This is a genomic window from Leisingera sp. CC-HEC093, from assembly GCF_059429195.1.
Genome location: NZ_JCAIJR010000001.1, coordinates 266061 through 278692 on the forward strand (window position 1 = coordinate 266061; position 12632 = coordinate 278692).

8 protein-coding genes, 1 tRNA gene and 1 pseudogene are annotated in these 12632 nt (G+C 63.3%); 2 read left to right on the forward strand and 8 right to left on the reverse strand.

Annotated elements, in window-relative coordinates:
- The first annotated feature begins 1 nt into the window (after position 1).
- Positions 2 to 937: a hypothetical protein gene (locus tag AC5STB_RS01350; protein ID WP_495441185.1), complete on the forward strand. Its 936-nt coding sequence runs from the start codon at positions 2 to 4 to the stop codon at positions 935 to 937.
- On the opposite strand, the gene AC5STB_RS01355 is transcribed toward AC5STB_RS01350, so the two are convergent.
- The 7 genes from AC5STB_RS01355 to AC5STB_RS01385 all read right to left on the reverse strand — a co-directional run bounded on the left by AC5STB_RS01355 (position 921) and on the right by AC5STB_RS01385 (position 10061).
- A complete protein-coding gene (locus tag AC5STB_RS01355; protein ID WP_495441186.1) occupies positions 921 to 1823 on the reverse strand; it encodes a hypothetical protein in 903 nt (300 codons plus the stop codon). The genes AC5STB_RS01350 and AC5STB_RS01355 overlap by 17 nt on opposite strands.
- 73 nt (positions 1824 to 1896) lie before the next feature.
- Positions 1897 to 3270, reverse strand: a complete 1374-nt coding sequence (locus AC5STB_RS01360; protein WP_495441187.1) for a hypothetical protein — start codon at positions 3268 to 3270, stop codon at positions 1897 to 1899.
- Positions 3260 to 3961, reverse strand: a complete 702-nt coding sequence (locus tag AC5STB_RS01365) for an FkbM family methyltransferase (protein WP_495441188.1) — start codon at positions 3959 to 3961, stop codon at positions 3260 to 3262. Before AC5STB_RS01365 ends, AC5STB_RS01360 begins: the two co-directional genes overlap by 11 nt.
- Complete coding sequence (locus tag AC5STB_RS01370; protein ID WP_495441189.1) at positions 3958 to 5526, reverse strand: class I SAM-dependent methyltransferase; 1569 nt, start codon at positions 5524 to 5526, stop codon at positions 3958 to 3960. Before AC5STB_RS01370 ends, AC5STB_RS01365 begins: the two co-directional genes overlap by 4 nt.
- Before the next feature lie 110 nt (positions 5527 to 5636).
- Positions 5637 to 7913 carry a glycosyltransferase family 2 protein gene (locus AC5STB_RS01375; RefSeq protein WP_495441190.1) on the reverse strand — a complete coding sequence of 759 codons (2277 nt, stop codon included), beginning with the start codon at positions 7911 to 7913 and terminating at the stop codon, positions 5637 to 5639.
- A gap of 202 nt (positions 7914 to 8115) precedes the next feature.
- Positions 8116 to 8202 (reverse strand) — tRNA-Leu (locus AC5STB_RS01380).
- A 239-nt stretch (positions 8203 to 8441) separates the two neighbouring features.
- Entirely contained in the window at positions 8442 to 10061 is a 1620-nt protein-coding gene (locus AC5STB_RS01385; RefSeq protein ID WP_495441191.1) for a peptidoglycan-binding domain-containing protein, read from the reverse strand.
- A gap of 120 nt (positions 10062 to 10181) precedes the next feature.
- On the opposite strand from AC5STB_RS01385, the pseudogene lipB reads away from it, so the two are divergent.
- Positions 10182 to 10838: pseudogene (gene lipB, locus AC5STB_RS01390) on the forward strand (lipoyl(octanoyl) transferase LipB); the annotation flags it as partial.
- Here the strand turns inward: lipB and AC5STB_RS01395 are convergent.
- Positions 10835 to 12583, reverse strand: coding sequence for an alpha/beta fold hydrolase (locus tag AC5STB_RS01395; RefSeq protein WP_495441192.1), 1749 nt, complete (start codon positions 12581 to 12583; stop codon positions 10835 to 10837). The pseudogene lipB and the gene AC5STB_RS01395 sit on opposite strands and share 4 nt — an antisense overlap.
- Between the last annotated feature and the right edge of the window lie 49 nt (positions 12584 to 12632).

Consider the following 12632-nt stretch of genomic DNA (forward strand, 5'->3'; position numbering starts at 1 on the left):
AATGCGCGTGCTCGCCTTTGCCGCCCGGCACGGGCGGGCCGCCTTGGTCCTGGGGCTTCTGGCCGGTCTGCTGCTGCCCGGTGCAGCCTCTGCCCTGCAACCCTGGCTGCCCCAGATGGTGGCCGGGCTGCTGTTTTTGAACGCCTACCGGATTGGCCTCCGCAAGGCCGCAGGCGGGCTGGCCGACGGCATCGGCGCGCTGAAGGCCATCGCCCTTTTGCAAGTCGCACTGCCGCTTACAGCGCTCGCGCTCGCGGCACTGTTCGGCGTTGCGCAGACCCCTGCCGCCATAGCGCTGATCCTGATGCTGAGCGCGCCCTCGGTGACCGGCAGCCCCAATATCACCGCACTGATGGGTCACGCGCCGGAACCTGCCTTCCGCCTGCTGATCACCGGGACTGCACTGATGCCGCTGACGGTGATTCCGGTGTTCCTGCTGGCACCCGGCCTGGGGGATCTGGGCGAGGTACTGCGCGCTGCCGGACGGCTGATCGGTGCGATTGGCCTCACCGTGGCGGCGGCCTTCCTGCTGCGCCGCCTGACCCTGCCGCAGATGCGGGAAGACCAGGCCAGAGCCATAGACGGGCTGACTGTCATTGCGCTCGCGGTGATTGTGGTGGGTCTGATGGCGGCACTGGGGCCGGCGCTGCGGACCGCCCCCCTGCTGGTCCTGCAATGGCTGGGTTTCGCGCTGGCAGCCAACCTGGGCCTGCAGGTGCTGGTGTTTGCTGCATTGCGCCGCCGCGCGGGCAGTGGCGCCGTGCCCGTATCCGTGGTCGCCGGCAACCGGAACTTCGCGCTTTTCCTGATCGCCCTGCCCGCGGCCACCACCGACCCGCTGCTGATCTTCCTGGGCTGCTACCAGATCCCGATGTACCTGACCGCAATCCTGATGAAACCGCTCTACGGCCGCGCCGCCCTCAGGACAGGAAGGTGACACCCGGCATGTGCCGGATCAGCTCGGCATCGGTCAGGTATGCCTCGCTCATGTCATCCACAAGCGCCTGCGACCAGCCGGGAAGGTCAATCTCCTCCTCGATCTCCGCCTCGTCGTGAAAGTAGCTCAGGAATAGCGCGCGCACCCGTTCCCGCTGTTCTTCGGACAGCCCCGGGCGGCCCGCCAGATAGGCCTCCAGCCGCTCGTAGCCAGCCTCGGAGATAATCCCGCGGGTGATGTCCAGCTCGCCGCTGAAGCGGAAGCTGTCCCCCAGACCGGATACATGGCCCAGGATGCCGGGCCAGATCACCGGCGTTTCCTCGTTGCACCAGACCGTTATACGGCAGCCGGGGTTGCGGTTCTGGATGTCCTCCACCACCTCCGACCAGCGCAGGTTCAGGAAATCGGTATCCGCGGCGAACTGGTTCCAGGTCCGGCCCGACTGCGACTTGAACACCGGCCCGATCAGGGTGGCCGGGTTGCGCAGGCCAAGGAAAAACTCACAAGGATTGCCGGGAAACAGCCCCCGCAGGGCCGCTGTATTCTTGCCGGCATTGCGGTAAAGCCGCCCGCCGCTGAGCATCCAGCCCGGTACCCCCAGAAAGCTTGAATTGGTCAGAATAATACGGGACACCGCCTGGTCCTTGACGAGACCAGCCAGCAGCGCTTCGCGTTCCTGCTCTGTCACAAACTCCTGGTCCTGCTTGCGCAGCATCTGAGTGAGCGCAGCCATGTAAGTGCCCGGGCGCCGGATCATCACGCCGTGCTCCAGCAGCTTCTGCGCATCCTTGCGCAGCGACCATGTCAGCTGGCCATTGTCCGTATTGGGCGCCCCGACGTGAAAGGCGAGTGTGATGTCCTGCATGTCAGTGCTTGCCTGGTTCATCATCCTGTCCGGCCCCTTCCCGGGTTGCTTTCAGCGGGATGCGGGCGGCCTGCTGCGCCGCCAGCGGCGCAGCTCATAACCGTTCCCTCAACTGGCGGAAGAACCGGTCGTCCCGCTGGCGCAAGATATAAGCGCAGATCTGTTTCGCAAGCCCCGGGCGGCCGCGGTCCAGCGCAAGATTGGCCAGCTCCCGCTGGAACCGGGGAAAGCTGCGGCGGTTGCGCAGCAACTGATGGAAGCGGTGCGGTGTCAGACTGCCGGCGATGGCGCTGCCGGCGATTTCCTGCAAAACCCCCATCTGCTGCAGCGACGACCCCAGCCGGTGCCCCAGCAGCGGGCAGCGCCAATAGGTGACATTGGCACCGGTGAACCGGGCCGCATGGGCGGCGTCCAGCGCTACATAGGGGTCGTACATAATATGCACATCCCCAGCCCCCTGGCTGGCCAGCGCTGCATCGCCGAAGGGGCCGGAGAAATCCCGGTCCCAGACCTTTCTGTAGCGCGTTTCCCAAGGCACAAGCGACTTGTCGAGGGTAGACTGCGGGCTGATTGCAAACACCGTTGACCCAGGCGCCGCCGCGGCAAAAGCTGCTGCCGCATAGCCGCCCATGGATGCGCCATAGAAAACCACCCGTGAAAACTGCGCGAAGAAACCGCTGTCGCGCAATTCCTCGAATTTGCGGATGACTTCCTGGTGGCGGAACCAGGTCCAGCCGTTGGCCATGACCCCGAGCATCGACCAGCCCTGAGCCTCGATAAAGCCATAGCCCCAGGGCCGCCTCTCCTCGCGCTTGGTCATTGCGATATCGAGGTTGTCAAAGGTCACAACAAGGGTGCTGCCGCGGGGAACAAACAGGAAGGAATGCTCGCTCAAATCGGAAAAGAACCCGTCCTCCCCTGCCAGTTCGCTTGCCATCTGCGACCAGCCTTCTGCCGGCTGCGCATCCTCCTGCGGCTCGACAGAGAGCACTGCAAGCCCGTTGGCACCGTTCTGCGGCAGCTTCAGTGTGTTGCAGCCGCCGTAGGATTTAAGAAACGGGTAACTGCCGGATCCTTTGCGGATCTCAAAAACCGCCCGGCTGAGCGGATGCAGCGCGTGGTCCAGCACGTATTTGAGGTTCTGGGGCCGGTGAGCCGCGCCGAACCCGTTCAGCGAAATCAGCACATCATACTGGTCTAGGCGGCGCGGCCGGGCCACCACGCGGACCGCCTTCCGGCCGACCCCGCCCCGGTCCAGCGCCGACAGGTATTCCGACAGCTGCGCCTCCGGCATGGGTGCAAACGCACCGTTGCTGTCCAGGCAGATCACGTCGATCCGGCAGCCAAAGCGCTGATGCAGCAGGGCAGCCAGCTCCGGGGCCTGGCCGTTCACATCCGCAACAGTTCCAACCTCATCCGCATCCAGCGCGGGCAAAACCGTTTGAAAATCGAAGCTGTCACCCAGCATATTGCTTCAGCTGCCATTCTGGGATGCGCCGGAACAGAACAGATCCGCCGCGGCTGACCTGCTGATCATAGCAAAAGCCGCTCTGCGACAGCGCGTCAAAGCACTGTTTTATCCCGATTCTCTTAATTTTCCGCGTATGGATCTCCAGGAAAATCTTGTCGATCCCGCTTAGGTCTGCCGGGGAAAACAGATCACGCTCGCCGCCTTCGATGTCCACAATCAAAGTGTTGGCTTTAAACTCCCTGATTAGTTTCGACAGGCGGATACCCGGCACTTCGATGGCCTTCTGAAAAGGCTCATCCCCATCCAGGGAGGAAGACCAGAATTGCTCTCGGACATAGAATGAGACCGGACCTTCGGACCCGGCATCGTTCAGGGCAACACAGTTGCGCACCTGCGCTGCGGACAGGCCGTTCAATTCGTGCACACTCCGGATAAAGGCGCAGAGCGACGGGTCGGCCTCGACGCACAGAACGTTTCCGACGCCGAGATTGACGCCCAGGAACGAGGAAATGAACCCGATACCGGCGCCCAGCTCGATCACCCGGTCGTCCTTTTCCAGAAACTTCGGCGTGCCGGAAACCTCGTCCAGCTCATAACGGTCCTTGCGGATTGCGCGCTCGATCTTGGAGGTAATGACACCCGTGTTCAGCGGGATCTTCACTCCGTGGGTCTCGAGGATTTCCGTCATTTCTGCTGCCCCTTGCGGGCGAGAACGGTGGAGTATTTTCCGTGCTTGGCCAGAACATCGACAGTGCCGAAGCTCTTCATCGCGCCAATGCCGCCCGATCCCTTGCGGATATCCAGCACAATGCCGCCGCCATCGCTGATCTGGTTCCGGAACAGATCCTCGTAAGTGCTGACCGGGTAATGGAACCCGCAGGACGCCAGGCTGATGACCAGATCCATGGCACCCAGTGCAGCGGTATCGTCCGTCTTCGGGTTGACCGTCGTGATCTTGCCGGACGGCACGCCATTTTTTTCCAGAAAGGAACGGGCGGTTTTGAGGCTGCTGTAGCCCGCGCCCGCGCCCTCGAACCCAAAATGCCGCCCGTTGCCCTCTTCGATATCGATCAGCACGATGCTGCAGCCGTAGCGGCGGTGGAGCAACAGGCTGGCAAAGGCATATCCGCAGCCGATGTCTGCGGCCCGTTCGGGCGCTATGCTGTCCGTGCCGTTCAGAAAAAACCCGCATTCCCGCTCTGCGATGCGAACTGCGCCGTGCAGAATATGATCCCGCTGCCGCCGGGATTCTTCCAGCAGCAGTTGCTCATCGCCGGCCAGCCAGTCCCTGATGGTCTGGCCGGAGCTTGCCAGTTCAGAGCGCTGCAGCAAAATGTTGGCCACGTCCTGATCCGTAAACATGGAGAAATCCAGCGAAGCCGTATCGACCGGCTCTGCAGCCGCAGGTTCCGCTTGCGGCGCTGGTGCCAGCAGATGCCGGGTCTTTTCCGCGTCGATTCCATGTTTGGCAAGCAACCCCTGCACAAAGCAGCCGTCGGCCGGCACGCCGCCGTATTTGGCGGCGATATTGCGGAAACGGCGGCCCCAGAAATGGATCGACAACGTGTCGTCCTGGATCAGCCTGGCCGCCTGAACAGGCCGGTTCGGGTTGAGCACAACGCCCGCGTTTTTGAACGGCACAGGATAAATCACATGGCCGGGTTGAGAGCGGGCGATCTCACCGGTTTCCTGCAGGAACCACGTCAGCGCATCGGGCCCCCACACTCCCCAGGGCAGAAGCGACACATGCACCCCATCGCCACGGTCCTTCAGCGCCTGCAGCTCCGCCTGTTTTTCCGCAGAGTACCAGGGCGGGACCGGGTATTCATCGCTGGTGAACCGCAGCATTGCTTTCAGTGTCTTGGACGTCTTGGGCAGCCGCAGCACCCCGTTGTTGACCATCGGCTTGTCGTCCGAGATCCAGCCGTGAAAGTGTTTGCCCTTGATGTCCCAGGGCTGGCAGCAATAGGCATCGGTATCGGCCCAGACATAGTTTGTCTGGCGCAGCATATGCAGGCGGAACACATCCGCATGATAGGCCGGGCTGCCGGTCCTGGCGTGGCGGATGATACGGTCGGCAGGCAGAATTTCATTGGCATCAGCCACTTGCACCCCTTCGGGCACGCCCTTGACCTCATCGTAGGTGAACAGGATCACCTCATGGCCGTTGTCGAGAAAGGATTTCAGGCACAGCTGTTCCAGCCAGCTGAGTTCAGCGCCCACCCAGAGTGACGCAATGGCCGGAAGCGCCATGATTTCTGCCCCTTGTTGCACACAATACCACAGCCGTTTCAGCGGGCTTTTTGTTACAGAGACTTAGCCCGCCGCCTGAAAGCCTGTCAATCTGCCCGCGCGCGCAAGCCTCAATGTGTGGTCTCGCCGCGCGACACGGTAAACCAAAAATCGTCACCCGGCTCATTCTCCGCGATCTCGTCCGGGATCACCTCCGGTCCGCTCAGGAACACATTGGCACCGAAATGCGCGTGCATCCGGGACAATTTGCACAGCTTGCTGCCGGTCAATTCGTGGAACAGCGCGATCATGTCGTCGCGGGTCTTCAGCTCCTCGACCTTCTCACGATGCTTGCGGCAGGAATACTCATGCGCGGCGGCGATGTCCGGGTCCGCCAGCAGCCGCGCCATCTCTTCCTCCAGCGCCGGGATCATGCGCTGGATTGAGCGCTCCTCCTCGGCATTGTTGTTCATCCGGAACCAGTAGGACAGCCCCTGGTCGCGGTCGACGTGGTTGACCCGGCCGCGGTCGCGCTTGACCAGGAAGCTTTCGGCGCTGCGGACGGCGTAATGGTTGAGCTGCACCAAGTCATAACCGTAGGTGCTCATCGACGAGCGCCAGCCGTTGCGGAACATCTCCCGCGGCATGTCCTTGCCGGAGCCGTTGACCCAGCGGATATCTTCCCACAATTGCGGCTTCAGCCCCTTGGGACGGTGCACCCCCAGTTTCTTGAAAATCCCGCTGTTGCGGAACAGGGTTTTGAACCCCCAGGCCTGGTGCGGCTTTCGGGTAACCTCGTGCGCGCAGCGGGTAAATTCACGCAGGATCAGATCGCCGGTAAAATCGCGCACATCATTGTTGCCGAACAGCCGCCAGGTCATCGAGATCATGTTCGCCCCGCCCACCGCCTGAAACAGATCCGCAAGCCGCCCTTCGCCGCATTTGATGTTGATAAACTCATCCACATCCATGCAGACCAGCCAGTCGGCGTCCTTGATAACCGGCTCATCCTCGGCCGCCTGCAGCGCCGCATGCTGCGGTTTCAAACCGGTGTTGCGAAAAGGATTTTCGCGGTGCTGAACAATCCCCTTGTCCTGCAGCAGCTGCAGCATGGTGTCGGTGCCATCGGTGCAATCATTGGTGTAGACCAGAAAGTCATCCACCCCGATCATCCGGTGATAGGCCAGCCATTCCAGGATAAAGGGGCCTTCGTTCTTCATCGTGGTGACAATGGCTGTCCTGGGTTTTCGGGGTTTTCGCCTGGCCGTCTGTTCTTCCGGGATGCGCACGGGTTTGGCATTGAAGTAGCCGGTGGCCAGGTCCAGAAGCTCCGGAGTTTCCACCAGGCTGGTTTTCGGCACGATTTTCGAGACTGTGTCCGCAGGGTGCCGCAGCGCCATGCAGCGGTAGAAACGCGCCTCCTGCCCGGGATCGGGGTCTGCCCCGACCACCCGGATCAGCCGCCAGATGCAGTCCGGCCCGGCCTTGGCAGGCGCAAGGCACCAGCGCGGGCGCAGGCCGGTCGCGTCGAACTGGGTGCAAATGTGATCGGCAAAGGACGGCGCGTCCCCCTTGCGCACCCGCCAGGGATAGGCCTGCACCCCGCCCAGGCGGATACAGCCCGAAGGCGCGGCAACCGCGCAGTCGAATACATTCGGCCCCTGGCCCGGCGCCAGCAGGTCAAACAAGTCGATATTGGCCACCGCACGCGCGCGCGCCAGGAAGCGGGCGCGCAGGACCTCGTAGATCAGGACCTCGCCCAGCGGCGCCCGCCAGGGATCGGCGGGCGGGATCTCCATCCGGTCCTTGCCCGGCGCCCCCGGCGCGTTGAACGGATGCGCTTCCTCCGGCAGCCCTTCCTTGCCCAGAGGCAGGCCTGCCTGCACCACGACAACGCGCTCCAGCCCCTCCATGCTTTCAGCCAGCGCCCGCAAGCCGCGGATAAAGCTGCGGCTGCCGTCCGGCGGCGCACGGTCAAAGATGACTGCCCCCTGCACACCATGCAGCTGAACATGAAAGCGCAGCCAGTCAGCCGCGGTTTCGGCCGTCTCGCCGTTGCGGACTGCCGTCAGCACATTCAACCCGGCAAAAAACTCCGTTTCATCGGGATGCAATGACACCTCATGCAGGACGCCATCAAGCGCCAGTACCGCCCCGGCTCCTGCTGCGGCGATGCCGGTATCCAGGACAGGCGCCCCGCCAAAATTGTGCAGAACCGCCTTGCCGCCTTTCGGGACACTGATGCCGTCATGCGGCGTGCCGGTGCGAAAGAACAGCCGGGCCAGCCGGCCCTCAGCCGTGCTCATCTCTACGGCATCCAAAAGGCGGCGCCCGCCCGCCAGGGTCAGAGCGCTCAGTTCGCGTTCAAGGATCTTGCCGTTGCAATCCTGGGGGTCAGACGTTGGCATACTGCTGCATCACTCAATGGCATTCTTGGCCCCGGCCCATTGAGGCCTGGAGCAGCAGCATTATAACTGCCTCCCGGAATTGCAGAAACCTGGAAACGCCGCATCCGCCCCGCAAAGCGTTTGCCAGCTGATATTCCCGCAACAGACCCGGCATTGCGCCAAGAGATGCACAAAGATGGTTGAACTGTTTTTCAGGAAAGTATGGTGCGGTCGAGAAGACTCGAACTTCCACTCCGGTTAAGGAACAGCGACCTCAACGCTGCGCGTCTACCAATTCCGCCACGACCGCACTGTCTTAGGCTTGGTGTAGCGGCGTATAGACCAGCGCGATTGCGATGTGAAGCCGAAAACCATCTTTTTTGCACAGAATGTTGCTGCCGCCGCCCGTCCGCGGCTAAGCAATGGAAAAGAGTACGGAAATCAAGTTGCGGCGACTGCCCCCAGGTCAGAACCAGTCCTGGAATGCGCCTTGGAAGCACGGCCGGCGAAACCGCCGGCCGCCTGATTTTCTCCGCTTCGGCGAAAGCTTCAGTCAGCGCCGAAGGTTGGCAGCGCCGCCGCGGCACCGGAGGCCTGCACCGGCTGCACCCGGCCGCCTGCCAGCTCAGTCGACGCCGCCTTGATCAGCTCCGCACGTCCGGACTGACCCGGCGCAAAGGCGGGTTCGGCGCCGCTTTCAAGTGCGATCACGGCCATGCTGTACCATTCCTGCGCCCTTTTCACCGCATTCGGCGCGCCAAAGCCCAGCGCCAAGTGGTGCCCGAGCAGTTCCGCATAAGGCCGCTGACCGGTGCCGGTCAGGATCAGCGCCGCGCCCAGCGCAACTTCCATGTCGTCACGCCGGTAGCCTGAGAACAGGCAAATTCCCGCAGTGTTGGAGAGCTGCTCGAGCGACATGCCGGATTGCAGGACAAACTTCTGCACATCACCCATCACTTCACCGCTGCCTGCAGTGCCCAGCTTGGCAAGATAGGGCTTCAAGGCCGGCCCGAAGGCGTCGCACTGGCTGTCGATCTTCGCTTGCGAGACTCCGGAGACCTTGGCCGCGCGGGCTTCGCCTGCGTTGATGGCATAGGTGCGGGCCAGGCAGAACTGTTCACCCAGCGCCAATTCCGGATCATTCATGCTGTCGACCGTCGTGAAGCCGCCGTTGGAACTGGTCAGAAGGCTGACCTTGCTGCAATAGCTGGTAAGGGAGGCGCTTTGCTCCGGTTCGTCGAACAGGGTGATGCCGCCCAGGGCCGCGCTTTCCTGGCCGGCAAAGGCCGCGACGGTGCTGCGGTTCTGCTGCTGCGCCGCTTGAACCGGGGCCTCAGCGCCAGTGTCCGTCATCCGGCAGGTGCCTTGATGGCAGGCAAAGCTGGCCGGGGTCACCCCGCGGGCCAGGAAATCGTTGCGCTGGTAGCCCTGCGGGGTCGAGGCAAAGACCATCACTGAGCAATTCGAAGCGCCGCACCAGAAGGAACTGCCGGAGACTGATGAATCGAGCACATAGTCGTTGCGGCCGTCGCCATTCAGATCTGCCAGCTGCAGGAAACCTGTGCGCTGCAGCAGCTGCTCACCGGTCGGTTCGGAACTTGCTGCAATCTCATCCACTGCCTGGCTGACCTCAGGCGGAAGCCCGCCGTAGCCGCCGCCGGAATAGCTGGTGCCTGCCGAGCGGACGCCTGCAGCTTCATCCCGCCAGGTATGCAGCACGGCGCGCACGCCGTTCGGGCCTTGCATTGCCCGGATCACCTCCGGACCACCCACTTGTGCCCGGTTGTAGGAACTGACCAGGAAGTTCCGTTCATACGGAGTCAGGCGCCCTGTGGCCGGATAGCCCATGTGAATCTGGTACTGGGTGATGGCCGAGCGGGACCGCCGCCCCAGCACTCCGTCCGCCGAACCCGCATTGAACCCGAAATAGTTGAGAGCCACCTGGGTTTCGCGGTTTTCTGCCCTTGCTGCGGAATAGACAGGTGCACGCCGGTAAGTCGTGGCGGCCCTGCGCTGGCGCTGCTTGTTCTTATGTACTTCATTGACAATGACACCGCCGATCACAGCGCCCGCAATTGCGGCGCCAAGCTCATCTGCGACGGCAGGAGCGGTGGCAGACGTTGCTAGAAATACGGCAGTAAGAGCCGGCTTGAGCGGCTTGGTAAACATGATACTCGCCCCCTATGGATACTGGTTACGGAATCAGGATACTCCAGAGGCAGCGCTGGCACCTAGGGTTTTCCGGTCAATTTTTCCTGGAAGCCGCGCGCGCAGTGGAAAAGGACGGCTACAGCCATGGTTGAGTGGATCACATCAGACGGTTTAGTCGAGTATGATCAAGCGGTTGCCTTCATGGAGGCGCGCGCGGCCGCAATTGCCGAAGGATCGGCAGAGGAATGCATCTGGCTGGTCGAACATCCGCCCCTGTACACTGCCGGCACTTCGGCCAAGCGCGAAGACCTGACCGACCCGGACCGCTTTCCGGTCTACGAGAGCAAGCGCGGCGGCCAGTACACCTACCACGGGCCGGGCCAGCGGGTGGTCTATGTAATGCTGAATGTGGGCCAGCGCGGCCATGACGTGCGCCGCTTCGTGCAGCAGCTGGAGACCTGGGTGATCGCCGCCCTGGACGAGTTCAACATCAAGGGCCGCATCCGCGACGGGCGCGTCGGCGTCTGGGTTGAAAGGCCTGACAAGCCGCGCACGATTTCCGGCGGCATGGCTGAGGACAAAATCGCAGCCATCGGCATCCGCCTGCGCAAGTGGGTGAGCTTTCACGGCATTTCGATCAACGTCGAGCCGGAACTGGAGCATTTCACCGGCATCGTGCCCTGCGGCATCACCGAATACGGCGTGACCAGCCTCGTGGACCTCGGCCTGCCAGTCACCATGGCAGATGTGGATGTCGCCCTCAGACGCAGCTTTGAGCAGGTGTTCAGCAGTTAGGACCCATGATCCGCCGCGCTGACGAGGTCCTGCAGCGCTGTCAGCACCAGCTCTGGAAACATGTAAAACAGCAGCGCGCCCGCCTCCTGGCTGACGCACAGCCGGGCGTTCGTTTGGCTGGCCGCGGCATCGCGGATGGCAGCAAGCGGTGCAACACGGTCATCGGCTCCATGCACAAACACCACCGGCGTGCTGGATGCCGGCAGCGCAGTCTGCCCGCCCTGCCGCAGCATCTGCACATCCGCCAGGAACCCTGCCCCGCCCTGCTGCCGGAACAACAGCTGGCTCTGCTGCAGCAGCGGCAACAGTTCAAGCTGGTTCAGCATGGCCCGCTCCCTGCTTCCGCTGCGGGTCTGCGTCCGCAGCAGCGCCTGGTGGCCGTACCAGTGCAGCGCCGCGGACCAGCCCTGCATCAGCGCGGGCAGCATCCAGTTGGCCCGCGCGGCGCCAAGCGCGACCAGCCAGGCATAGCCGCTAAGACCGGAGAATTGCCGCGGCGAGCTGATGGCGCAGTTGGAGGCCACGGCCACCAGGCCTGCGATCTTGGCTTGAAGGCGGCTGGCCGCGATGCGGCCGTAGGGCGCCCCGCCGCGGTGGCTCAGCAGCACCGGCCGCTGCAGGTTTTCACGGGCCATCAGCGCCTCAAGCTGCCACACGAAAGCCTCTGCAGGATCCTGGCCGCGCTGCAGTGCGGTGGAACTGCCGTATCCGCGGCGCATCGGAGCATAGACCCTGAAGCCCAGCATCCGGAGCTGCGGCTGGAGACGCTGCAGCGGCGCGATCCCGTCCAGCATTCCGTGAACGAAGATCACAGGTTTTCCGGTTTCCGCCCCCAGCCGGAAAAACTGGGTGCATTGGCCGCTGCCATCTTCGTAAGTTTCTGATGCAGGCAACTGGTCCCCGCGGGCGACGGCCAAATCCCGGCTGTGCTCATTCATCAGGAAGGCCGCCAGCCGGACCAGCTCTGCAGGTCCCGGAATCCCTGTCTTCCAGGCAATCCGCTGCAGGCCGCAATCCACCTTGCCGCCGGTGCCATTCATCGCCGCTCGCAACGGCTCGACCTCCTGCCTCTGCAATCCTAGGGCCGCTGCGACCGGGCCCGCAGCCTCGTCGCTCCAGGCGCCGTCCAGCCGCTCTGCCATGACTGCTGCCGCCGTGCCGCCGGCATGGCTCATGCGGACCGGGCGGCAAAGGTACCGTTCGCCGGATGCGCGCGCCTCCAAGAGCAGCACATCGGTCCAGGAGAAATCTCCCGCGCGCACTTCTGCCCGGAAGTTTTGCCAGCGTTCTGCCGCCGCTGCGGTCAGGCCCATAGCCTCCGCCAGCTCTAATCCGCCTGTCAGCTGGCGCGCCGCCCGCTGCGACGCGTTCAGCACGCTGCCGTCCGGCGCGGCCTCTGCCAGCAGCCAGAACCGGCTGCACTCGCCGGAATACCGGCCCGGATGCGGCCGCCCGGCACGGCCCCACTGCTGTTCTTGAATATCTGCAGCCCGCGAAAAATGCGCCTGAAACACTGGCGCCGTCTGCAATCTGTCGCGCTGGCGGCGGCCTGGTGCCGCCGCGGCATCACCGGCGAGGTCCTGCGTCGCTGCAGCAAACCGGTCGAATTGCTCCGGCCGGATCATTGTCTCATATATTGCGGCGACGACCTGGTCTTGCGACAAGGCCTGCACTTGGCAAAAGAGCGTCACCCCGCCCTCCAATACTGCGTTCAGCGTCAAAGGGTCCCAGCGCCTTGCAAACATGCGCAAACGCACGGGCGGCTGCAGGCCTTCTGGCCTGCAGGTTTCAGGC